Origin of the sequence: Nocardia sp. NPDC047038 (assembly GCF_040644075.1) — a bacterium.
GTDB lineage: Bacteria > Actinomycetota > Actinomycetes > Mycobacteriales > Mycobacteriaceae > Nocardia > Nocardia sichangensis.
The window spans coordinates 1,586,091-1,609,618 of sequence record NZ_JBEYVQ010000001.1; the positions used below are offsets into that span (position 1 = coordinate 1,586,091).

General features: G+C 65.6%; 21 protein-coding genes. 14 read left to right on the top strand and 7 right to left on the bottom strand.

The window, feature by feature from the left end; translation table 11 throughout:
* Window positions 1-83 precede the first annotated feature (83 nt).
* Window positions 84-686, bottom strand: coding sequence for a helix-turn-helix domain-containing protein (locus ABZ824_RS07645; protein WP_356962288.1), 603 nt, complete (start codon window positions 684-686; stop codon window positions 84-86).
* Between the two features lie 44 nt (window positions 687-730).
* Window positions 731-1,519: a GntR family transcriptional regulator gene (locus tag ABZ824_RS07650; protein WP_356962493.1), complete on the bottom strand. Its 789-nt coding sequence runs from the start codon at window positions 1,517-1,519 to the stop codon at window positions 731-733.
* A gap of 129 nt (window positions 1,520-1,648) precedes the next feature.
* Between ABZ824_RS07650 and ABZ824_RS07655 the strand changes: the two genes are divergently transcribed.
* The 3 genes from ABZ824_RS07655 (at window position 1,649) to ABZ824_RS07665 (ending at window position 5,039) form a co-directional block, all read left to right on the top strand.
* Complete coding sequence (locus ABZ824_RS07655; protein WP_356962290.1) at window positions 1,649-2,797, top strand: acyl-CoA dehydrogenase family protein; 1,149 nt, start codon at window positions 1,649-1,651, stop codon at window positions 2,795-2,797.
* A gap of 366 nt (window positions 2,798-3,163) precedes the next feature.
* Window positions 3,164-4,279 (top strand): acyl-CoA dehydrogenase family protein, encoded by a 1,116-nt coding sequence (locus ABZ824_RS07660; RefSeq protein ID WP_356962292.1) that lies wholly within the window; start codon window positions 3,164-3,166, stop codon window positions 4,277-4,279.
* A 19-nt stretch (window positions 4,280-4,298) separates the two neighbouring features.
* Window positions 4,299-5,039 (top strand): SDR family oxidoreductase, encoded by a 741-nt coding sequence (locus tag ABZ824_RS07665; protein WP_356962294.1) that lies wholly within the window; start codon window positions 4,299-4,301, stop codon window positions 5,037-5,039.
* Between the two features lie 67 nt (window positions 5,040-5,106).
* Here ABZ824_RS07665 and ABZ824_RS07670 read toward each other — a convergent pair whose 3' ends face one another.
* Entirely contained in the window at window positions 5,107-5,769 is a 663-nt protein-coding gene (locus ABZ824_RS07670; RefSeq protein ID WP_356962495.1) for a TIGR03086 family metal-binding protein, read from the bottom strand.
* Between ABZ824_RS07670 and ABZ824_RS07675 the strand changes: the two genes are divergently transcribed.
* A complete protein-coding gene (locus ABZ824_RS07675) occupies window positions 5,674-5,874 on the top strand; it encodes a hypothetical protein (protein ID WP_356962505.1) in 201 nt (66 codons plus the stop codon). The two genes, ABZ824_RS07670 and ABZ824_RS07675, sit on opposite strands and share 96 nt — an antisense overlap.
* On the opposite strand, the gene ABZ824_RS07680 is transcribed toward ABZ824_RS07675, so the two are convergent.
* Window positions 5,855-7,366, bottom strand: a complete 1,512-nt coding sequence (locus tag ABZ824_RS07680) for an acyl-CoA synthetase (protein WP_356962295.1) — start codon at window positions 7,364-7,366, stop codon at window positions 5,855-5,857. The two genes, ABZ824_RS07675 and ABZ824_RS07680, sit on opposite strands and share 20 nt — an antisense overlap.
* On the bottom strand, window positions 7,363-8,256 hold the full coding sequence (locus ABZ824_RS07685; RefSeq protein WP_356962297.1) for an enoyl-CoA hydratase: 894 nt from the start codon (window positions 8,254-8,256) through the stop codon (window positions 7,363-7,365). Before ABZ824_RS07685 ends, ABZ824_RS07680 begins: the two co-directional genes overlap by 4 nt.
* Window positions 8,257-8,396: 140 nt before the next feature.
* Here ABZ824_RS07685 and ABZ824_RS07690 point away from each other — a divergent pair, with 140 nt between their 5' ends.
* The 8 genes from ABZ824_RS07690 to ABZ824_RS07725 all read left to right on the top strand — a co-directional run bounded on the left by ABZ824_RS07690 (window position 8,397) and on the right by ABZ824_RS07725 (window position 19,476).
* On the top strand, window positions 8,397-9,173 hold the full coding sequence (locus ABZ824_RS07690) for a crotonase/enoyl-CoA hydratase family protein (RefSeq protein WP_356962497.1): 777 nt from the start codon (window positions 8,397-8,399) through the stop codon (window positions 9,171-9,173).
* Window positions 9,174-9,219: 46 nt separating this feature from the next.
* Window positions 9,220-9,993 carry an SDR family NAD(P)-dependent oxidoreductase gene (locus tag ABZ824_RS07695; protein WP_356962299.1) on the top strand — a complete coding sequence of 258 codons (774 nt, stop codon included), beginning with the start codon at window positions 9,220-9,222 and terminating at the stop codon, window positions 9,991-9,993.
* Window positions 9,994-10,954: 961 nt separating this feature from the next.
* Complete coding sequence (locus tag ABZ824_RS07700; RefSeq protein ID WP_356962301.1) at window positions 10,955-13,765, top strand: branched-chain amino acid ABC transporter permease/ATP-binding protein; 2,811 nt, start codon at window positions 10,955-10,957, stop codon at window positions 13,763-13,765.
* Window positions 13,758-14,507 carry an ATP-binding cassette domain-containing protein gene (locus ABZ824_RS07705; RefSeq protein WP_356962303.1) on the top strand — a complete coding sequence of 250 codons (750 nt, stop codon included), beginning with the start codon at window positions 13,758-13,760 and terminating at the stop codon, window positions 14,505-14,507. Before ABZ824_RS07700 ends, ABZ824_RS07705 begins: the two co-directional genes overlap by 8 nt.
* Window positions 14,508-14,579: 72 nt before the next feature.
* Entirely contained in the window at window positions 14,580-15,851 is a 1,272-nt protein-coding gene (locus ABZ824_RS07710; RefSeq protein ID WP_356962304.1) for an ABC transporter substrate-binding protein, read from the top strand.
* A 389-nt stretch (window positions 15,852-16,240) separates the two neighbouring features.
* Window positions 16,241-17,275: a hypothetical protein gene (locus ABZ824_RS07715; protein ID WP_356962306.1), complete on the top strand. Its 1,035-nt coding sequence runs from the start codon at window positions 16,241-16,243 to the stop codon at window positions 17,273-17,275.
* A 43-nt stretch (window positions 17,276-17,318) separates the two neighbouring features.
* A complete protein-coding gene (locus ABZ824_RS07720) occupies window positions 17,319-18,764 on the top strand; it encodes a class I adenylate-forming enzyme family protein (RefSeq protein WP_356962308.1) in 1,446 nt (481 codons plus the stop codon).
* An 85-nt stretch (window positions 18,765-18,849) separates the two neighbouring features.
* A complete protein-coding gene (locus ABZ824_RS07725) occupies window positions 18,850-19,476 on the top strand; it encodes a TetR-like C-terminal domain-containing protein (RefSeq protein ID WP_356962310.1) in 627 nt (208 codons plus the stop codon).
* 18 nt (window positions 19,477-19,494) lie between these two features.
* Here the strand turns inward: ABZ824_RS07725 and ABZ824_RS07730 are convergent, their stop codons facing one another.
* Both ABZ824_RS07730 and ABZ824_RS07735 read right to left on the bottom strand, forming a co-directional pair.
* Window positions 19,495-20,172: a TetR family transcriptional regulator gene (locus ABZ824_RS07730; protein WP_356962312.1), complete on the bottom strand. Its 678-nt coding sequence runs from the start codon at window positions 20,170-20,172 to the stop codon at window positions 19,495-19,497.
* A 70-nt stretch (window positions 20,173-20,242) separates the two neighbouring features.
* The gene (locus ABZ824_RS07735; protein WP_356962313.1) at window positions 20,243-21,592 is read right to left on the bottom strand and encodes an acyl-CoA dehydrogenase family protein; all 1,350 of its coding nucleotides are present in this window, start codon (window positions 21,590-21,592) and stop codon (window positions 20,243-20,245) included.
* Window positions 21,593-21,723: 131 nt separating this feature from the next.
* On the opposite strand from ABZ824_RS07735, the gene ABZ824_RS07740 reads away from it, so the two are divergent.
* Both ABZ824_RS07740 and ABZ824_RS07745 read left to right on the top strand, forming a co-directional pair.
* Entirely contained in the window at window positions 21,724-22,821 is a 1,098-nt protein-coding gene (locus tag ABZ824_RS07740; protein WP_356962315.1) for an amidohydrolase family protein, read from the top strand.
* Window positions 22,822-22,956: 135 nt separating this feature from the next.
* Entirely contained in the window at window positions 22,957-23,508 is a 552-nt protein-coding gene (locus tag ABZ824_RS07745) for a PaaI family thioesterase (RefSeq protein WP_356962317.1), read from the top strand.
* Window positions 23,509-23,528: the final 20 nt, after the last annotated feature.

Sequence of the window (23,528 nt, forward strand, 5' to 3'; positions counted from 1 at the left end):
TGATCGTGCGCTGCGGGCCGATTGTTAGGGCCGCAGTCGAGGTGAAGAGCGTCGAGGCGAAGGAAGTTTCTGGGCGGACCGTCCTACTCGGATTCCGGGCCGGCGGGCGTGGCGAGTACGACGTCTGCGCTACGTGCGAACATTCGCCGGACCAGGGCGCTGAGCCCACTCGGGGACTTCGACTTGTCCCAGAACCGCAGAGCTGTGCTGAGGCAGGTGACGGCGAGGGAAGCGACGAGCACATCGTCGGAGGATGGTTCGCCGCGCCCCTGCTCGGCCGCGAGCACGCGCGCGATGTCGCGTTCCCAGCGCAGGCGCATTCGCAGGCTGCGCGGTTCGAGTTGCCGGTTCGTCATGACCAGATGGGTGAGGCGGAAGATCCGTTCATCCTCGAGATCGCCGGCGAAAGCCGCCACCGGCTCGGCGAGGGCCGCCACAGACACCGAGCGATCGGCTCGTTCGCGAACCCTGTCGACCATGGCGGCCGCGGATTGGTCCTCGTCCGCGAACAGCACGTCTTCCTTGCTCGGGAAGTGCCGGAAATAGGTCGCGATCGAGACGCCGGCCGCTTTCGCGATCTGCTCGGTTGTCGTGGTGTCGTAGCCCTGCTGTTCGAACAGCGTCATCGCGGCCGTGGCAATGTCCTCGCGGGTGCGCAGACGGTTTCGCTCTCGTAGGGTGCTCACGGCTGCTCCTCGTACTCGCGATAGTGACTCTCGAAATGAGAATCTTAGTCGAATTCGCGAGAGGGTGGGTTTTGTGATCGGGACAGCACGTCGACCACCGTCGCCGCCGAGTTGCCCACCATGTACGTCGCGACGCCATCCAGGTGGCGTCGCCAGTGGGCCTGCGCATCGGCGACGGCGGCATCCCTGAGTAGCTCCGCCAGCTTGGTCCAGGCCAGCTGTGCCATCCGGTTCGCGGGGACCTCGTGACCGGAGTCGCGCTCGGCGATGAAGACGACGTTGTGCACCGAGATGATCTTGAACAGCATCTCGGCGAGGACGTGGAGGGTCGTGTTGCCGGTGAGCTCGACCAGCGTTCGGTGCAGTCGGACGTCGTGTCGTGCGAAAACCTGGGCGTCATCGATGAGGTCCATGCCTTCGTGTACCAGGCGGTCGAGGCGATCGAGACCTGCCGTGAACGCGCGGCCTTTGCCGCTGCCGAGCAAGCCGACCGAGGCCACCTCCAGCTCGGTGCGGGCGCGATAGACATCGGCGAGAAGAGTTCCCCTGTACTGCAGAAGAAGCCCGGTGTAGCGCGCCGCGACCGCGTCGTCGGGCGCCAGCACCCTGGCGCCGCCGTGCGCGCCCCGCAATACCGTGATCAGCGACTCCGATTCGAGGATGCGAAAAGCCTCGCGAAGCGTCGGGCGTGAGACGCCGAAGTGCTCCATCAACGCCGCTTCGTTGGGCAACGGGTCTCCTGCGGACAACTGGCCGGTGATTATCCGGGAGCGCAGATCCGCCGCGACCAGTTCTCCGGCCTTCGGGACCTTGACAGTGTTCGGCTTGGCCATTCTGGTCACGAAGCCCTCGCTCGTCTCGTAGGTGTCATGCCGCCGACCGTCGTTGCTCGAGCTTAATGAGTTAGACTGTTGAACTAATATAACTGTTGAGTCTCACTCTTGCCCCATAGGAGTTGCAGCATGCGCCGGACCATCTTCGAACCTGAGCACGACCAGTTCCGCGCCACCGCCAGGTCGTTCTTCGAGAAGGAATGCGCGCCCCATACCGAGGAGTGGGAAGCGCGAGGTTACGTCGATCGCGACGTGTGGCTGAAGGCCGGCGAGCTCGGGCTGCTGGGTTGGGAGATGCCCGAGGAGTACGGCGGAGCGGATACCAAGGACTTCCGTTTCAACGCCATCCTGAACGAGGAATACCATGCCACCGGCACGGTGGGGGTCGGGCTCGGCGTCCAGAACGACATCTTGGCCGGATACTTCCGGGATCTGACCACTGAAGAGCAGAAGAAGCGCTGGCTGCCTCGATACGTTTCGGGCGAGTACATCACCGCGATCGCCATGTCCGAACCGGGCGCGGGCTCGGATCTGGCAAACATCAAGACCGCCGCGCGTAAGGACGGTGACTCCTACATTCTCAACGGCTCGAAGACCTTCATCTCCAATGGTCTGCTGGCCGACCTCGTCGTTGTGGTGTGCCGGACCGACTTCGACGCGGAAAAGCCGCACAAGGGGCTCAGCCTGCTGGTCGTCGAAACCGGAATGGAGGGGTTCAGCCGAGGCCGGAAGCTGGACAAGATCGGCCAGCGCGCCGCCGACACCGCCGAGCTGATCTTCGAGGACGTCAGGGTGCCCGCCGAGAATCTCATGGGCGAGGAGAACCGAGGCTTCTACCACCTCATGAACAATCTCCCCGCGGAACGACTCGGCATCGCCATCCACGCCGTGGCGCAGGCCCGACGTGCATTGGAACTGACCACCGGATACGCCCACGAGCGGGTGGCCTTCGGTACCCCGATCGGAAAATTCCAGGTCAACAAGCACGCCATCGCGCAGATGAAGACCGAGGTCGATGTCATGCAGACCTATATCGATCAGTGCATCCTCGCGGTCAACAGTGGCGAGTTGAGCGCTGACGAGGCGGCGGGCGCCAAATGGTGGGCGACCGAGACGCAGTGGAAGATCGTCGACCGGTGCCTGCAGTTGCACGGCGGATACGGTTACATGAACGAATACGAGATCGCCCGGCTGTGGCGAGATGCGCGGGTGCAGCGCATCTACGGCGGTACCAACGAGATCATGCTCGATATCGTGGGTAAGGGCTTGGGCTTCTGAGCGGACATCCGGGCGCGTCGACTCCGCCGTCGCGCCCGGATGGTGTTGGGTTCCGTCAGCCTGCCGGGCGTCCGTCGTCTTCCCGGGCGCATTCTTTGCTCCAGTCAAGTGGCGCTCCGACGCTCGGCTGCGATCGCTTGCTCGAGTGTGCGGTGGCGCCCGCACGCTGGACGCGTTCGGTGTCTTCCAGGGCCCGTCGGCGGCATCGTGAGTGGCCGGTCGATTCATGGTCTCCTCGGCGACCGAGTCGTCGCGGGCCACGTCCAGGGCGCTACCTCAGGTGCCGACGCATCTCTCGATCAATCAGTTAATCTATTATACTTATTTGCGGTATCAAGGTGGTGCTCCCACGCCCGAGGAGGCTCGATGGTTCTGTCGTTCACTGATGAGCAACTGGAGTTGCGCACGGTCGTACGAAAATTTCTGACGTCTCGGTCATCCGAGGCGCAGGTCCGGGCGCAGATGGAGACAGCAGAGGGCTTCGATCGTCAGGTGTGGCGCGAACTCGCCGAGCAGATCGGGGTTCAAGCGCTGGCGATCCCGGAGGAGTACGGAGGCGCCGGTTTCGGCTTCGGCGAACTCGCCGTGGTGCTCGAGGAGGCGGGTCGCTCGCTGCTGTGCGCTCCGCTGTTCTCCACGGTCGTCCTCGCCGCGAACACTCTGTTGCTGTCCGGCGACAAGGAGGCATGCTCGCGATACCTACCTGGCATCGCGGCCGGGGAGACGATCGCCACCGTCGCGGTCATCGAGGACAGCGGAGCATGGGACGAGGAGCGGATCTCGACCTCGGCCGTCGCGGCCGCCGAGGGCTGGCGCCTCGACGGCGTCAAACGCTACGTGCTCGACGGCGCCGCCGCCGATCTGGTGATCGTGGTGGCGCGCGGCCCCGAGGGAACGTCGCTGTTCCTGGTCGAGCCCGGTGCGCCGGGGCTGGACATCCAGGAGGTTGCCACGCTCGATCGCACGCGCAGGCAGGCGACGATCACCCTGCGCGATACCCCGGCCACGCTGCTCGGCGAGGCGGGTTCGGGATGGACTGTCGTGTCCGGCGTACTCGATATCGGCGCAGCCGCGCTGGCATGTGAACAGGTCGGCGGTGCCGGACAGGTGCTCGAGGCCACTGTCGACTACCTCAAGGTGCGTGAACAGTTCGGCAAGCCCATCGGGTCGTTCCAGGCCATCAAGCACCGTTGTGCCGACATGCTGGTGGAACTGGAATCCGCGCGCTCGGCCGCCTACTACGCCAGTTACGCGGCCGCGACCGGCGCGTCCGATCTGCCTGTCGCGGCCTCCACCGCGAAGGTCTACTGCTCGAAGGCGTTCTATCACATCGCCGCCGAGGGTATTCAGCTCCACGGCGGCATCGGTTTCACCTGGGAGCATCCGGCGCATCTGTACTTCAAGCGAGCGAAGGGTTCGGAGATTCTGCTCGGCACCCCGTCCCACCATCGCGAAGTCCTCGCGCGGCGCATCGGTTTGTGAACACGGAAAGGGAACGCAGATGACTCGTGCGGCAGTACTGGTGACGGGGGCCTCCCGCGGCATCGGACTAGGAATCGCCGAACGCCTGGCGGCGCAGGGAACGAGCCTGACCATCGCGGCCCGCCGCGCCGACGCACTGGAGGCGGTGGCCGTACGGTTACGCGAACTCGGCGCGCCGAGGGTGGTCGCGGTTGCCGCGGACATCGCCGAAGCGGAACAAGTGGAGAGTGTGGTCGCCGCTCACGAGCAGGCCTACGAGACCATGGGCGCGCTGATCCTCAACGCGGGAGTCGGCAGCGCGGGCCCGGTCGCGCAGTATCCGCTGCGGCGCTTCGACAAGACCGTCGCGATCAACCTGCGCGCGCCGCTGCAACTGCTGCAACTGGCTCTTCCCGCACTGCGCAAGGCCGCCGCACAGGATCCGGTGCGTGGGGCCAGGATCGTCGCGCTGGCCTCGCTCACCGGTGTTTTCGCCGAACCCGGTCTCGCGGTCTACGGCGCGACCAAGGCCGCCTTGATCTCGATGATTCGCACGCTCAACACCGAGGAGTCCGGAAACGGTATCGCCGCTACCACCATTTCCCCCGGCTACGTGGATACCGACATGAGCGCGTGGATCCGGGATCGGATCGCACCGGAAGAGATGATCTCGGTCGCCGATGTCGTCGAGTTGGTGGACGCGCTGCTGCGCATGTCCGCGCGCGCCGTAGTGCCCGACATCGTGGTCTCACGCGCGGGCACCTCGGGCTATACAGCCTGACCGGTGCAGTGCACGCTGCCGCACCGGCACTACGGGAGCGGCAGCGTGGCGGCCACAGACGGCTGCCTTACCCCGCACGCCTTCCGAGCAGGGCGAGTAGACGTTGTTGCGCTTCAGCGAATTCCGGCACGGAAACTGGTGGCGCGAACTTTCCGCTTGCAGCCATGGCGGGATGGAAACGCTCGACCATCGGCAGCAGATCGGCCACTACGTCGGGATCCAGTACCTCATCCGCACCCACTGCTCGCGCCAAATCCCATGTGTGCGTGATCAAATCGACTGTGAGGATCCGCGCTACATCGGCGACCGCCGCTTGGCCGCCGAAGGGAGACCGCCCCATTCGGTCCAGCGCTCCGGGTATCGACAGCCCCGAGCGCACAGCCGCATACGCCACCGACCACCTCTGGGCGGGATCGCTGCCACCACGGTCGTCGACCGCTTGGCCGTGCAGAAGCCAGGCCATCCGTTCGTGGTTGCCGGTCACATGCTCCACCAGCGCACGCACGTCCCATTCCGCACATGGTGCCGACAGCATCGCCGGCGTCGTCGACCCGGCAACTGCCTTCGCTGCGATCGCGGCCCAATCGAACCGATAGCCGGTCCCGCGTCGCCGCTGCCGAGATTCGACAGGCGCGTGGGTCGTAGCTTCACCAGCAATCGCCTGGTGGTGGAGGGATTCTGGATCGGCTGCGGCGTGTCGGGCTCTGCGGGAGATCTCGGACCATGGCAGACGCTGTGGGAGCACCGCCGCTATGCCGCCGACGGCGCCTGCGTCCGGGTGCTCACCGCATTGGTCGGCGCAACAACGCCGTTGTTCAGCTCGGTTCGTCGCTGATGAGGTGCTTTCGCAGTTTGCCGGTCGGGGTTCGGGGAAGCTGCTCGGTGAACCGAATCTCGCGTGGCATTTTGTACCGCGCCAATCGGGTACGACAGTGCTCGAGTAGCTCGTCGACTTCGACCGCCCCGCTCGCGGTCGGCTGGATCACCGCCACCACCCGGCGGCCGAGGTCCGGATCGGGCAATCCGATCACCGCCACATCCAGTACGGCGGGATGCAGGATCAGTACGTCCTCGATCTCCCGAGGATAGATGTTCACTCCGCCGCTGATGATCAGATCGGTTCTGCGGTCGGAAAGGAAGAGATAGCCGTCCTCGTCCAGATAACCCAGGTCGCCCACGGTGGCACGACCGCTGCTGTCCACCACCGCCGCGGACCGGCCGGGATCACCGCGATAGCGGAAGCTCGTTCCGCCGTCGAACCACACGGTGCCGATCTCGCCCGTGGGCAGTTCACGTCCGTCGTCGTCCAGGATCAGCGGGCGTCCGAGCAGGGGCCGTCCGACGGACCCCGGTTTGCGCAACCATTCCTCGGAGAAGATGGCCGTGGCGCCCATACCTTCTGTACTGGAATAGAACTCGAAAAGGATCGGACCCCACCAGTCGATCATCGCGCGTTTGACCTCGACCGGACACGGAGCGGCGGAGTGTATCGCCATCCGCAGCGAGGACATGTCATAACGATCGCGAATTTCCGGCGCCAATTTCAGCATCCGCACGAACATCGTCGGGACCCACTGCGCATGCGTGACGCGATGGCGCTGGATGACGTCCAGCGCGCGTTCGGCGTCGAACCGTTCCAGCACCACGACGGTGCCGCCGCTGCGATGCACGCCCATACTCCAGCCCAGGGGTGCGGCGTGATAAAGCGGCGCCGGACACAGGTACACGTCGCCGGCCTGGAAGCCGAGAAGTTCCCGTAGCCAGCGGCCAGGAGGGTCCGGATAGGACCCCAAGGGTCCCCCCGCTAATGGGCGCTGTATTCCTTTGGGACGACCTGTCGTTCCGGAGGAGTAGAGCAGGAAATCCCCCTCGCGCTGATCCGGTATCGGGTTCGTGGGGAACTCGCCGAGCACGGCATCGAGTTCCTCCCAGCCGCTACGCTCGCCGAAGGCGTCGACCACGAAGCGGTGTGGCACCTCGGGCGCGGCGGCGTCCGCGATATCGAGCAGGGCCGCGGAGGTGAACAGCGCCGACGCGCCGCTGTCGCGCAGGATGTATTCGGTTTCGGGTGCGGTGAGATGGGAATTGACGCCGACGTAGTAGAGGCCGGCGCGTTGTGCCGCCCAAGAGATGACCAGGAATTCCGCCCGGTTCTCCATCACCAGCGCGATCGTCGAGCCCGACATCAGGCCACGGGCGCGAAACAGGTGAGCGATCGCGTTCGACCTCGACTCGAGCTCACCGAAAGTCACTCGCACACCCGAGGGTTCGATGATCAGGGCGTCCCGATCCGCCCAATCCGGTGGGAACAGCGCGTCGTCGGTCACGGCTGATCCTTCCGGCTCGGCCTCGGCTTTCCCGCGGTTCGCCAGTCCTCCACGTCCTCACCGGGTTTGGCGGCCGGGAACTTGTCGTCATGCAGTGCCGACCAATGCGCGTGGTTGAGTTGGTGCAAGGTGAAGCCGTGCCGCAGCGAGTTGGTGAATCCCATGTGATCGGTCGCGTCGTTGACGAGATCCTTGACGACCAGATTCGACATGGTGGGCCTGGCGGCGATCCGCCGGGCGAAGGCGAGCGTCCGCTCGGCGAGTTCGGAGCGAGGGAACACCTTGTTCACCATGCCGAGCCGATAGCCTTCCTCGACATCGATCGAGTCGCCGGTCAGAAGCAGCTCTTTGGCTTTTCGCGGCCCGAACTCCCAGGGATGTGCCACATACTCCACACTGCCCATGCCCAGGCGAGTGCCGACGACGTCGGCGAAGATCGTGTCGTCGGCGGCCGCGACGAGGTCGCACGCCCACATCAACATCAAACCCGCGGAGATGACGTTGCCCTGTACCTGGGCGATGGTGATCTTACGTAGATTGCGCCAGCGCAAGGTGTTGTCGAAGTAGTAGTGCCATTCCTGGCGCATCCGCTGTTCGACCACGCCCGGCCGGGTGCCGCCGTGGATCCGCATGCTCGGATGCTGCTTCGGGCCCGGTTCGATCTCCTCCCCGGCGATCGCCGATCCCATGTCGTGGCCCGCGGAGAAACTACGTCCCGCCGCCGCGAGGATGATCACCCGGACGGTGTCGTCCGCCTCGGCCTCGAGGAACGCCGCGTCGAGTTCGATCAACATGCCGCGGTTCTGCGCGTTGTGGACCTCTGGTCGGTTCAACGTGATGCGCGCGATCGTTCCGTTGTCGAGCTTTTCGTAGTCGACGTAGTCGGCCATAGTTCCTCATCCGCGTCGTCGGGGTAAGTCGTGGTCGGTAGCGGCCGTCGGAGACGGCTGATAGGTTAAATAGCTATATAGTTATACTATACGGTCTAGTGGTGATCGTCTCACCGGTTCCCAACCAGGAAGGTCGTGTCGTGTCGGAGCAGTCCCCGCAGCCCGCTGTCATCGTTGAGCAGCGTGATCGTGTCCTCGTGGTCACGATCAACCGGCCCTCGGCCCGCAATGCGATCAACACGGAGGTCAGCCAGGGCTTGGCGGCAGCCATGGACCGGCTCGACAGTGATGCCGGCCTTTCGGTGGGGGTTCTCACCGGCGCCGGGGAGAACTTCTGCGCGGGTATGGACCTGAAGGCGTTCCTGGCGGGTGAGACCATCGCCGTCGAAGGACGCGGACTCGGCTTCACCGAGGCCCCGCCCCGGAAACCGGTCATCGCGGCAGTCGAGGGTTTCGCTCTGGCCGGCGGTACCGAGTTGGCGCTGGCGACCGATCTGATCGTCGCCTCGCGCACCGCGTCGTTCGGGCTGCCCGAGGTCAAGCGCGGCCTGGTGGCCGGTGGCGGCGGCCTGCTCAGACTGCCCCGGCGCATGCCGTACCAGATCGCCCTGGAGTTGGCGCTGACCGGCGAGAACTTCTCCGCCGAGCTCGGCTATCGGTATGGGCTGGTCAACCGCTTGGTGGAGCCGGGCGAAGCGCTCGACAGCGCGCTCGAACTGGCGGCGCTCATCTGCCGCAACGGACCACTCGCGGTCGCGGCGACCAAGCGGATCGTCGTGGAATCGAGCGGTTGGTCCGATGAAGAGGCCTTCGACCGGCAGCGAGAAGTGTTCGCGCCGGTCTTCGAATCCGCAGATGCCCGCGAAGGAGCCGAAGCTTTCGCGCAGAAGCGCGATCCGGTGTGGGCGGGCAAGTGAACCGCACTGGTTCATCGCGATGAATACGACAGTGAACGGAGAAGATATGACAATCCCGGCGAGCGATGTCGCGCTGGTGACCGGTGGGGCAGGAGGTCTCGGCGAGGCCGTGGTGCGCCGTCTGCACAAGGCAGGGGTCAAGGTGGTCGTCGCCGACCTCGCGGACGAACGCGCGCAGGCGCTGGTCGATGCTCTCGGTGAAGGCGCCGTGTACCAGCGCACCGATGTGACCTCCGAGGAGTCCGTGCTGGCGGCGCTAGAGGCTGCCGCTGCGCTCGGCACCCTGCGCCATGTCGCCATCGCCCACGGTGGCTGGGGCGTGGCCGAGCGAGTGGTCAACCGCGACGGCAGCCCGGCCACGCTGGCAGGCTTCACCAAGACCCTCGACCTCTATCTGGTCGGCACCTACAACGTGCTTCGGCTGGCCGCGGCGCGCATGGCGACGAACGAACCCACCGCGGCGGGTGAACGAGGATCTGTGGTGTTCACCGCGTCGATCGCGGCCTACGAGGGCCAGATCGGGCAGACCGCCTACGCGGCCGCCAAGGCGGGTGTGGTCGGCCTTACCCTGGCCGCCGCTCGTGACCTGAGCAGCGTCGGAATCCGGGTGAACACGATCGCGCCCGGCACCATGCGCACCGCGATCATGGAATCGGTCGGCGATGACGCGCTGGCCAAGTTCACGAGCAACGTCCCGTTCCCGAAACGGCTCGGCGAACCCGAGGAGTTCGCCGCTCTGGCCGAGCACCTGCTGACCAACGGCTACGTCAACGGTGAAGTGGTCCGGCTCGACGGCGCTCAGCGTTTCGGTCCGCGCTGATCATCCTGTGAGCGGCTGCTGCCCGGCGACAACACGTCGAGCAGCAGCCGTTTCGCTTGTCCGGGGTAGGGTGCCGCGAGATTCCGGTCCAGCGGCGTCGTCCCCGTCTCCTCGGCGCGCCTGTCGGCGTGCAGTGCGTCTGTGATCCGCGTGCCCGTGTCATCCCCATCCAGAGGGTGTCGACCTGGATGCCGCATGGGCCGCCTTCGTGTGCACAGCTTCGGGTGAGCACATTCAGATCATCTTTGGGCACACAGTGGATCCACCCGCCGGCGCACATCGTCTCTAGCCCGAATTGTTTGTCGCGAGCGACTACAGATTGCCGCACTTCGCACCTCTACTCGACCGCTCGCATCCGCGACCTTCGGTCCAATGTCTAGATGATCTCACTACATCGAAGCGATAGTGGTGGACGGGGCGAGAACACTGTTCCCTGGGTCGCACCGCGCGAGCCGCTTACGGTGGGATCTGGATCTGCTGTCGATCCACCTCACCGCGAAGGGGCAGACGTGGACACGACCTGGCTCGAAGCGTTGAAAGTCTTGGCTGCGGCCGACGTGGACCCGGCTTTCCACGCGAATCCACTGCGACTCGATTTTCGCCCGGAAGTCCACGGCGCATACGACTTTCGCCGACGGTGCGCACCGGCGCCTTCGCTCACGCCTGGCCCTATTGGAGCCGCGCATTCCCATCGGGGCGGCGCTTGTGTGAGTTCCTCTGTGCAACAGCAATATCGATGCGCTGACCTATGACCACGTGGCGGTGTGTGCAGTGACCGTTGTCCCGGTGGCGCTGCGATGAGGCTTCGCCTCGAAAACGGCATTGCGTGGAACACGCGCTGTGTCACGTGACCGGCTCCGAGCCTCCCGATTGCGGGGATGGCGGCTATTCGAGCCTGGGGTCGCGTCATTCGCCGAACAATTGCCACATGTGTTCGTAAGTAGTCGAACCTCTTGTGCGTGTGGTCTGCATCACGTACATTCATTTAAATCAACTATCTGATTGCGTAGGCGTTTTAGACGCGCAATCGAGGGATCGGAGTGGGATGGAGCATCTGACCTTTCTGCTCTTGGGCTTGGGAAGTGGTGCGGTCTTCGGAGCGCTGGCGCTCGCGGTCGTGCTGACCTATCGAAGCTCGGGAGTCGTCAACTTCGGGGCGGGTGCGATCGCGCTGCTCACGGCGTACTTCTACGCCTTTCTGCGGCAGGGGCAGCTGATGATTCCGCTACCGGGATTCCCCCAGACCATGGATATCGGCGCACCCTTGGGGCAGTGGCCCGCGATGGCGATCGCCACCGTGATCGCCGCCGCGATCGGCGCGCTGCTCTATTTCGCGGTGTTCCGTGCGCTGCGCACCGCGCCCGCGGTCGCGAAGGCGGTGGCCGCACTCGGGATCGCGCTGCTGGTCCCGGCGCTACTCGCGCAACGGCTGGGCACGGCGACGGTCGCGGTCGATCCGATCTTTCCCGACGACGTATGGGAGTTCGACGACTTCGTGCTCCCGCACGATCGAATCTATCTGGCGGTCACCCTCGTCGTACTCGCCGCGGCACTGGTGACCTGGTTGCGGTTGAGCCGGTTCGGTCTCATCACCAAGGCGGTCGCATCGTCCGAGCGTGGCGCGTATCTGAGTGGGATGTCCCCGGATCGGATAGCGGCCTACAACTGGATGCTGAGTTCGGCGGTGGCCGGTGTCGCGGGCATTCTCATCGCACCTATCGCGTCCCTGGCGCCGGTCTCCTACACGCTGTTCATCGTTCCCGCGCTGGCTGCGGCGGTGATCGCCCGGTTCGAGATGATGGTGGTCGCCGTGCTGGCCGGGATCGTCATCGGGATGGTTCAGTCGTGGCTGCAGTACCTGACAACGCTGTTCTCGGCGCTGCCCGCCACGGGACTGTCGGAGCTCGTACCGCTGACGCTGATCATCGTCGTCCTCGTGCTTCGGGCGCGACCACTACCCAACCGGGGCTCGGTAATCGTGCAAACTCTCGGGTCCGCACCGCGGCCGAGTCGGCCATTGGTCAGCACCGCGGTGGTCACAGTCGTTGCTCTGGGATTGCTGATTGTGTTGGACGACCGCTGGCGCAGCGGCCTCATCGTCTCCCTCATCATGACTGTGATCGGCTTGTCGATCGTCGTCGTGACCGGATACGCCGGTCAGATCTCGTTGGCGCAGTTGACGATAGCGGGCGTGGCGGCGTTTCTCGTCGGACCGCTGACGCGAGCGTGGAATCTTCCGTTCCCGATTTCACCGCTGCTGGCGGCCGTCATCGCGGCGATCGTCGGCGTGTTGGTCGGATTGCCGGCGTTGCGAATTCGTGGACTCGCGGTCGCGGTGGTCACGCTCGCGATGGCCTACGCGGTGGAGGCCGTGTGGTTCCGGAATACCGATTTCGTCAGTTCATCGGGTGTTACCACCGAGCCGCCGACATTGTTCGGCTTCGATATGGGCATCGGCGGTGGCGAGGACTATCCTCGCGTCGCATTCGGCGTACTGTGCCTCGTGGTGGCCGCCGCGGTCGGCGTGGCGGTGGCGATGCTGCGGCGCAGTCGGTTCGGGTCACAGATGCTGGCCGTGCGCGCCAACGAGAAGTCCGCGGCGGCGGCCGGTGTCAACGTGGTACTGGTAAAGGTGACCGCGTTCGCGATCGGTTCGTTCATCGCGGGACTCGGCGGGGCGTTGCTGGCATACCAGCAGCAGTCGGTGATCTACGAGCCGTTCTCGGCGATGAATTCGGTTGCCTTCTTCGCGGTCGTGTATCTGGCGGGCGCCACCTCACTGTCCGGCGGTGTGCTCGCGGGACTGATCGCCGCGGGCGGTCTGCTGTACATCGCCATCGACGAGGTCGTCGGCGCGGGCGCCTGGTATCCGAGCATCGCCGCACTCATGCTCATCGTCACGGTGATCGTGAATCCGGAGGGAATCGTCGGTCCCGCGCACAGTCTGATCGCTCGACGTCGGGCGAGTGGAACCGTCGCCTCGTTGACTCTGGACGACGACTTCGAACCCGAAGGCGTGGAGTCGGCTTCCGCCGCAGGTGGCGGCACCGCTCTGCGCGCCGACGGAATCTCGGTGCATTACGGCGGCGTCGTCGCGCTCGACGATGTGGTGCTGGAGATTCCGCAGGGCAAGCTGGTGGGCCTCATCGGCCCGAACGGCGCGGGCAAGACCACCTTCATCGACGCGCTGTGCGGATTCTCCGAATACACCGGCACGGTGGAATTGCAGGGTACGCGAATCGACACCCGATCCCCGTTTCAGCGCGTTCGTGACGGCCTCGGTCGGACCTTCCAAGCCTTGGAGCTGTACGACGACCTCTCGGTGCGGGAGAACGTCAAGGTCGCCGTGTGGACGGGGGACGGAGGCCGGAAGACCGGAGAGTCCGCTTCAGTGGATCGAGTGCTCGACCTCGTCGGTCTCGCCGGGGCCGGCGGTCGGCCGGTCAGCGAGTTGTCCCACGGGCAGCGTCAGTTGGTCTCCATCGCCCGTGCGCTCGCGGGTAAGCCGTCGGTGCTGCTGCTGGACGAACCCGCCGGCGGACTGGACAGCGAGGAAAGCCTTTGGCTGGGTAGACGTTTGAAGCGGATCGCCGCCTCGGGTATCGCGGTGCTGATGGTCGACCACGATATGGATCTGATCTTCGGGGCCTGCGATCTGGTCTATGTTCTCGACTTCGGAAAGGTCATCGCGGTGGGGGAGCCCGATGAGATTCGGACGAATGAGCGGGTAGCGGCCGCGTATCTGGGAAGTGAGGTCGCGGTCGATGCCTGAGCAACACAACACCGGGACGGGAATGCCCATCCTGTTCGAATGCGGCGGACTTGCTGTCGGCTACCACAACACCATCGTGGCGCGCGACATCGATATCGCTCTTCCGGCTGCCACGGTACTCGCGGTGCTCGGCCCCAACGGTGCGGGCAAGACCACATTGCTCAATACGATGGCGGGTTTCCTGAAGCGGCAGAGCGGGACGGTTTCGGTCGGGCGGACGACGCTGCGCAACGGTGACCCCCGGCATGCCAACCAGAACGGACTCGTGTTGGTTCCGGATGACCGGGCTCTGTTCACCGATCTGACGGTGTTGGAGAACCTCAAGGTCGCCCGCAACGACGGCAAAGCACACGAGGCGACGCTCGAACTGTTCCCCTCACTGCGTAAACGCTTGAAAGTGCGGGCGGGTGACCTGTCCGGCGGCGAACAGCAGATGCTGGCCGTGGCCCGTGCGATGGTGCAGCGGCCGACGGTCCTGCTCATCGATGAGATGAGCATGGGTTTGGCTCCCGTGATCGTCGAGGAGTTGTTGCCCGTCGTGCGGCGCATCGCCGATGACACCGGCGCGGTCGTCGTCCTGGTCGAACAGCACGTGCGGCTGGCATTGGAGATCGCCGACGAGGCCCTAATTCTCGTGCACGGCGAGGTCCGGTTGCGTGGCTCTGCCCAGGACCTGCGCTCGGATCCGCAGCGCCTACGCGATGTGTATCTGGGGATGGGCGCTGCGGCGCGAGCGGGCTGAGTTCCCGGTCCCCGAAGCCCCGAACGTAACCCCGCTGACCGTTCCCCGGTCCGCGTCACCACAAGGAGAGAAATGAAGGGTGAACTTCACCGTACCCGGCGCGCCGTCATAGGCGTCGCCGTTGCAGCACTCGCGATCGGGACCGCCGCCGCGTGCGGCAGCGACAGCGACACATCGGCGGGCGCGGGCACGGCCGACTCGGCGGTGCTCGGTCCGCCCAACGCCGCGACCGGAGATGTCGTCACCATTGGATTCATCAGCGAAGGCAAGTCGGCCGCCGTGGATGCCAGCGCCGAGTTGACCGCGGCGCAAGCCGCGGTGGCCTACATCAACGAACACCTCGGCGGCCTGCGCGGACACCGCGTACAGCTGAAGACCTGCGAAACGAAGAGCAATCCGGCCGCGGCCACCGACTGTGCCAACCAGATGATCGGCGCGGGCGCCGTCGCGGTCGTCGAAGGCGCACTCGGAAATGTCGACCAAACCATAGATGTGCTCGCGCCCGCGGGAGTCCCGCTCGTGTTGAACTATGCGACCTCGCAGAAATCTCTGTCTTCCCCGAACGTCTTGACCTTGATGAACGGTGTGTCGGCGATCTTCGGCACACCGGCGGCACTGGCCAAGGAGAAGAACGCCACCAAGTCCGCACTGGTGACCATCGACGTGCCCGCCGCTACCGGCGCCGCCAATCAGATGGGCAAACTGGCTTTCGGCAACGCCGGTTCCGCGTTGGAAGTGGTGACCATCCCGCCGGGAACTCCCGATGTGACCTCGCAGATCACCGCCGCCAACCGCAATGATCCCGGCCTGTGGACGGTGCTGGGAAGCACCAACTTCTGTGGCGGTGTTCTGAAAGCCATCAAGACCGTCGACCGTGGCGCGACCATCGTCGTGAACGATCGCTGTGTCGACACCACCATCAGTTCTTCCATCCCCGGCGGGTTCGACGGGGTCCAAGTGGGCACCACGGCGAACCTCGACCCGGCCACCGATGACATGAAATTGTTCCGAGCGGCGATCGATAAGTATCAACCCGGCCTGCGGATCGAGTTCAACGCCGCGGGTGGCTGGCAGCCGATCGTCGGGTTGGCGCGGGCGCTGAACGCGACACCGGGCCAGGAAATCACCCGGCAGACGGTGGCGGAAGGGCTTCGCTCGGCGCCCGCCCAACCGTACCCGTTGACCAACGGCATCCAATTCCAATGCAACGGGCAGGCATTCCCGCTCTCGCCGAACGTGTGCTCCTCCGACATCATCGTCGCCACCGCCGACAAGGGCGGCGTACTGCGCGACTACCGGGTCCTGCACACCGACGCCTCACTGTTCACTCCACCATCACGCTGACGGTATGTCATCGGCGTGTGGAGGCGGTCACCACCATCGGTTTGTGGCCGCCTCCACACGCGTGTCCAGGTTGTCGGATTGCGCGGGTGACGTCCTGCCGCAAGCGGGTCCGGGCTGGAACGAGAACGGCATTGCTTTCCGTGCGTCGGCGAATTACGGTAATGAGCGTGACCGAAACAGCCGGCGATCGGTTCGCGATCCGAGGTCCGCGTCCGCGCGGCGTCTAGCGGCGCGGGGCGTTCGGTTGTGTGCTGGAAGCTTCGATGATCGGTCGGCTGGGCGCGCCGCGATCCGCCCGTGCGCAACGCGTCGCGGTTCGTCGTCGGCGTTCCCGCGATGACCACACCCTCCGCGCATATGTCCGCTGACAATTCAGATAAGGAACGAACGTGACCACTACCCTGACCGATCTCGCTCCGACCGGATCGTTCAACCACGCGGCTCTCTGCTCGGCGCGCCGGTTCGAGCCCGCGGAGGTCCTCGCTGAGAACACCACCATTCACGGGTTGATTCCGGAAGCCGGGTACATCTGGGGCACCTTGCGCGACGACGAGGGCGGCCTGCATTCGATCATGCGTCGTGTTCCGGCGGTGCGGGACAACAAGAAGGCCGGTAGCGACATCCGCTCTCTGGGCGGCAAGCTGATCCTGCTGTCCAGCGCAGGGGGCGACGAGCAGTTGCGCCTACGCCGGGAACCGAAATACGCGCCCGAGAGCAATGATCTCTCGCGCCGAGTCCTCGACTCCGGCGCGCTGGAGTTGGCGGCCGCCGCGAACGAGCACGGCCCCTCCGTGGCGCTGACACTGTCCACCGACTCCATGCATTACCAGGAGACCGACGTCATCGAGGTGACCGGCACCCGGATCGCTCCGCCGTTGCAGTGGTTCCTCCCCGGCCAGGACTCGTCGCTGCTCTACCTCACTCAGACCTGGCTGGTCGAGGGGGACCTGGCAGGTAAGCACGTGCGCGGATTCCTGTTCTGGGAGGAGGCATGGATGCGCGAGGGTGGTCGCCTGTACGTGGAGAAGGATCCGCTGCACGACGCCGAGTACACGACCTGGTACTCCTGGGCCAACCACTACGACGACGGCAGCGCCGAGGTCGGGCACTTCCTCTTCGGTAACGGCGACTTCCATGTCGGTGTCATCGGCCGCAGCGACGGTACGGTGACCACGGCGCACGCCATGGAGGCGGTCATCCGGCGCGACGCCGACGGCTACTGGCACGACGGCATCGACTACACGATCAACGGCGAGGCCTGGATCTGCGAGCCGGATCCCAACGGCCGGATGGAAGGTCTCGGCGTTATCCCGAATCCGCAGCAGGAGGGCCGGATACACCGCGTCTCCGACACCAGGGTGCCGGACGTGTGGATGGCCTGGGGTGAGACGGTTCCGGGGAATGGTGACCGCCGCCGCTGGTGACACGGTCAGCAAAGCCCACATGGGGTATGAGGAGAAACGAGACGTGAGCGGGGCGGTCGAGTACGCGTCGTTGCCTGCCGCGGCCGCCCGCCGCAGTCCGGGCAGGGTCGCGCTGCGGTTCGAGGGGCAGGAGTGGACCTTTCGCGAGTTCGACCGAGCGGTTCGACGGGTGGCGGATCGACTCGCCCGCGCCGGGATCCGGCCGGGCACCCGCACACTGCTGCTCGTCGAGAATCGACCGGAGTACATCTTCGCGCAGTTCGCCCTCGCAAGCCTCGGCGCGGCCTTCGTGCTCCCGAACCCGTACTGGACCGACCACGAGGTCGGCCGGGTGATCTCGACAGCGGGCGCGCGTGCGGCGATCTACTCGGCGCGGCACCGCGTGAACGCCGGTAGGCTGCCGATCGCGGTGCCGATCGAGGATGTCGCCGACGCGGCGGCGGGTGGCGCGACGGTGCCGCGGCCCGCCGCGGCGGCACATCCCGGAGCCGAACTGTGTATCCCTTTCTCGTCGGGGACCACGGGCTTCCCGAAAGGGGTCGTGCACACCGTCGCGAGCCTGTCGGGCGGTATCGATCAACTGGTCACGCATCTGGGCTTGACCGATGCCGATCGGCTGCAGATCTCCCTGCCGTTGTGCCATATCTTCGGCACCTCGATGATGGGTGCGGCGCTCTCGGCGGGAGCCGAGGTGACGTTGTTCGAGCGGTTCGATTTCGACCGTTGCCTGGGCCAGATCAAACGGGATTCGGTCACGGTCTGGCCGTTGGCGGGGGCGGTGGCGCATCGACTGGCCACGCTGCCGGAGCTGAGCCGCGCCGACTTTCCCGGCCTTCGGTACTTCATGTGGGGCGGAAGCGCGGTTCCGGCGCATCTGGCGCAGACGATCACCTCCCGCACGGGCGTGGAATTCCTGTGCTCCTACGGCATGACCGAGGCGTTCGCGGTGGCCTTCAACCCGGTCGATCAGCCGCGGCGGTGGCGTCTGGATTCCCCGGGATTCGCCTGCGCCGGAAACGAGCTCCGAATAGGTGACGACGGCGAGATCGAGGTGCGTGGGCCGTGCGTGGCCGTGGGCTACACCGATCCGGCAGCGGACGACCCGTTCCTGGAAGACGGATGGTTTCGCACCGGTGATGCGGGACGCATCGACGAAGACGGACGTCTGTGGATTTCGGACCGGCTCAAGGACATGATCAAGGTATCCGGCTTCCAGGTCGCGCCCGCCGAAGTCGAGGCGGCATTGATGCGGCATCCAGGAGTGAGCGACGCGGCGGTCGTCGGCCGGCCCGACGAGCGCCGCGGTGAGCGCGTGGTCGCCTATGTCGTATGTTCGAAGCCCATGTCGGAGAACGAGTTACGGGCGATGGTCGGAGAACGGCTGGCCACTTACAAGGTGCCGGCCGAGATCGTGATCGTCGACGAGCTGCCACGGACCGCGGCGGGAAAACTCCAGCGGTCGCGCCTGCGGGAAGGGGGCGGTGACTGATATGCGTTCATTTCGGGCAGGCGATGTCCGGTCGTCCCGCCACCGCGCCGGTGATTCGTAGCCGAGTGCCCCTTACAGTCGAGAAATGAAGCACACGCAGTACTCGCCGCCGGATGCGGCGGACCGCAGGCGTACCGGGCGTCCGCTCGACGCTACAGTGGAGCAACGGGTGCTGCAGGAAGCCAGGGCCGAGCTGGCCTCGGCGGGGGTCGACGCATTCAGTCTCACGGCGGTCCTGCGACGGGCGAAGGTCGGCAACAGCGGCTTCTATCGCCGGTGGTCGAGCGCGCGGGAACTCATCATCGACGCGTTCGCCTCGATCGCCACCTGGCCGGAAGTGCCCGACCTGGGTGATCTGCGTAGTGAGCTACGCGTCCTCGTCGACGCCTTCGACCGGCCGGGAGCCTGGACCGGTCTCCAGATACTGTTCACCTTCACCGGTCAGGCGGCCCGGCATCCCGAGCTGTACGCACACGTCCAGCGCACCGTCATCCACCCCGGCAGTCGGCGAGTGGCCGCGGTGTTCGAACGCGCGCGCTCGCGGGGGGAATTCACGGCGGAGACCGATCCGAAAGCACTCGCCGCGGCCTTCATCGGCGCCTTGACCGTCGTCGAACAGTGGTCGGTCAGTACGAGCGACAGTTTCGGCACCGATCTCGAATCCGTGCTGGACACTTTCTGTGCCCTGGCCGCGCGACGCCGGCCGGAGTGATCGCCGTGACACGGCGGTTCAATCGCTCACGTCCCCAACGCGCTGATGCTCCGCGACACGGACGCGCAAACCGTCGATAAGGGTGTCGATGCCGAATTTGTAATAGTCGGCGCCGTGCAGTCCGTCCAGGTGCGGCAGCACTGTCGCGAGGGCGGGCGGCAGATCGGTTTCGTCCTGCGGCGTATCGGCCATCGGCACCTGGTATCGACCGAACAGATACGTGTGAATCAACGAGTAGGACAGCAGGACCTGGCGTTCCGGCAGGCCGGCGCAGAGGAGGATCGCCATGAAGGCGTCGACCAAGCGGCGATCGGCGTGCAGCATCCGTTGCAGTAGGAGTCCGGCGATGCTCGGCTGTCTGCGCAGTTGGGCGTCGATGCGATCGATGAGCAGCCGGAGCCGGATATCCCACGTACCGTCCTCGTCAGTGGGGATCGTCACGTCGGCGAGTGTGCGCCGCGCGACCAGGTCGAGCAATTCCCGTTTGTCCGCCACGTAGGAGTACGCGGCCATCTGGGAGCGACCGAGTCGTTGAGACAACCGCCGCATCGACAGTGCGTCGAGCCCATCGCCGCGGATGATCTCCAACGCGGCGTCGACGATCTGGTCTTCGGTCAGCGATGGCGGACGCCCCCTGGTCCGCCGGGACGCCTTCACGGAATCTTCGACGTCTGTCAGGCGGTCGTGCGGTCTCACGGGGGGAGTGTACTCACCCGCTCCCGTGGAGCGGGTGAGTGCGACCCTCGGCCTGCTGTCGCGCACGAGATCAGATTCCGAGGCGTTCCAGCAGCCGTTCGTGCGCCAGGGCCGGGCCGCCGAGCAGCAGATCGGTCTCGCGTGCGCGGGTCGAGATGGCGTCGACGTCCGAGGTGTCGAGGTCGTCGGCCACCGAAGTGAGCCGCGACGACACCTGTCGCACCGCCTGCGAGCATCCGATATGCGCCATCGCCGCGGCCGTGGCGCTCGCCTCGAGATCGTCCTGACTCTGGAGTTTGACCGCCCGGTACCACAGCGCGGTCGCGCCTGCCCGCAGCAATTCGAGTTCCGCGAGTTTCCTGGTGTATCCCCGCCAAGCCTCGCTGTCGGTAGCCGAGGGCAACACCTCGACCAGGCACTTGAGTGCCCGATCCACGATGCCCATCTGCTCGGCTGCGAGCACGGTGGTGGCCCGGTCGAGAGTGCGATTCATGATGCGGCCGCCCGCGCCCTCGCGTCCGATCAGAGCCGCGGGAGTGTTGTCGAAGCCTATGCGCGCGAGTGGACGCGATTCATCGAGCGAAGGCAAGGTCTCGACGGTCAGGCCCGGCGCGTCGTGGCGCACGAGGTAGAGCGAAGGACCGCCGATGTTGCGGGCGATGACGAAGATGTTGCCGGCCGCCGTGGCTCCCGGTACATACCACTTCTCGCCGGTGAGCTGCCAACCGTCGTCCGTCGCGGTCGCCCGTGTCCGCACCAGCGCCGGATCCCAGGATCCGGTCTTCTCGGCGGCCGCCAGTGTCGAGTGGCGGACGTCGACGCTGTCGTCGTTCGGTGCGGCCGCGACAGCGAACGCTTGTGCGCCGAGTCCGGCGGCGGGAAAGTAGTCGGTGCGAGAGAGCGTGTAGCCGGCCGAGTAGGCGACTCTGGCGAGGCCGGTCGACTGCGGCCCGAACGCCTTCTCCTCCCACGCGTCCTCGGGCAGGAGTGAGGTCAGCGCCTCATTGCGCTCGATCACATGGCCGGTGACGTCCACGGCGAGAGTGTCCAGCGCGCGGGCGGCCTCGGCTGTGAGCTCACCGGTTGCCCGGACCAGGGGCAGCAGCGGCTCACGGAAGGCGTTGCCCGCGTCGGCGAGCAGTCGCGGCCCGAGCACCTCGGCGATGAATTCGCCGGCCGCGGCCAGTACGCGGGCCTCGGCGGCGTCGATGACGGCCGCCGGAGACTCGACCTCGCCGACTCCGAGTTCGCGGACCGCGACCAGCCCGGTGAGCAGCTCGCTGAGTCTGCGTCGCAAGGCGCGGTCGTCCCAGGTCCAGGTCGAGCGCATCAAGGCGGACAGGGTCTCCTCGTTCAAGGTCGCGAGGTAGTGATCGCGTTGCTCGCGACTGAGTGTCGTGCTGCCCGTCGTCGGTTCCATGGCGCCTCCCGTGGTTTCGGTTGAAGTGTTCGGTTCACACGATTGCTTCTTTTCGTTACAGTGTAAAGTATTGGCGGGTGGTTCCGCGGACGCGGTACGGGCCCGCATGACGTTCGAACGAGGAGATACCTATGACAGAGGCGTTGCACGCGGTCGAGGAACAGCGTGAGGAGGACAAGATCTTGGCGCATTCGGGTGATTCCCACCTGATGGAGCCGGAGGATCTGTGGACCTCGCGCCTGCCGAAGCGGTTGGCGGATCGTGCGCCGCGTTCGGAGCGTGGTGAGAAGTACGAGATCGTCTATATCGACGGCACGCAGATCGATCGCCAGCTCAACGATTTCATGGACGCGATGCGCCCGCCGGGTTTCAAGGATCTCACCATCCGGCTGCAGGATCTGGACCAGGAGGGTGTGCGCAACCAGTTCGCTTTCCCGTCGATGGGTTTCTGGACCTGCAACATCCGTGATCCGGAGCTGGAGAACGCGGTGGCGCGTGCTTGGAACGACTGGGCGATGGAAGAGGTGATGGGCAAGCAGGATCGCATCTTCGCGCCCGCCATCGTTCCTCTGATGGATGTGAAGAACGCGGTGGCCGAGGCCGAGCGTGCCGCCGAGATGGGCTTCCAAGCGTTGTTCTTCCCGTGTGGCATCGATGACGATCGGGCCTGGGGTTTGGACTTGTGGGAACCGCTGTGGACGGCTGCCGAGGAATTGAAGCTTCCACTGACCTGGCATATCGGCACCGGTGCTTCCAATGTGGTCTATCGCGGCCCTGGCGGCGCGGTAGTGAACTACATGGAGACCGGCTATCCCGCCATGCGGGTGATCACCCACCTGGTCGCGGGTGGTGCGCTGGATCGGCACCCGGATCTGAAGGTGCTGGTGGCCGAATGCGGAGCGGGATGGGTGCCTGCTGTGGGTGACCGGATGGATGAGGCCTATCGGCAGCACGGCATGTTCGTGCGTCCCCGTCTGTCGCGCCTGCCGAGCGAGATCATTCGCCAGCAGGTGTACGCCTCGTTCCAGCACGACATCAGTTCGGTGCAGATCATCGAGGACACCGCGTACGACAACGTGCTGTGGGGCGACGACTACCCGCACCTGGAGGGCACGTACGGTCACACCCAGCAGACGCTGCACTCCATCTTCGACGGCGTCGACGATCGGATCCGTGATCGTGTGTTGCGTGGCGCCTTCGAGGAATTGTTCCCACGGGCTGCCGCCTGAGTGGCCATGCCGAACGCGGGCGCGCTCTCAGCGCGCCCGCTCTGCGTTGTAAGGCCGCTGCCGGCCGACTCAGTCCGCGCCCGGCGCTCTCGGCAACCCGAGTGTCGAAGTTCGTCGACGTCGAAAGGTACTTCCATGACCCAATCCGGAACGAACGACACGACGTCCTCCGCGGGTAGCGCCGCCGCCGCGGTCGCGGGCGACGATCCGTCATCCCCGTTGCATTCCCCCTGCTCACCCACGGGAGTGCGACTGTGTTACGGGTGCGCCCCGCTCAACGAGTGTCGCCTCGGGGTCGAGCGTGAACAACTGCACGACGACGGCGTCGTGATCAGCAACGTGGTGTGCTCGTCATCGCACGAGGGCGGTCCGGGGGTCGCACACGGCGGTTGGACCGCGGGTGTCATGGACGAACTCGTAGGGCACACGATGATGTTGAAGCACGAGTTCGCGGTCACCGGGACGCTCACCGTCAAGTTCGTGCGGCCGGTGCCGGTCGGCTGGCCGCTGATCGGGCGTGCGTGGACTGTGCGCACGGAGAACCGGAAGGTTTTCGTCCGAGCCACATTGCAGTTGGAGAGTTCGGGCGCGGTTCTGGCCGAAGCCGACGCGATCATGATCAAGCGGCCCGACACCCACTTCCAGCAGCACGAACGATGGCTTCAGTCGCAGCGCGGCGACCGTTGACGAAGATCCAACCCTCCTTC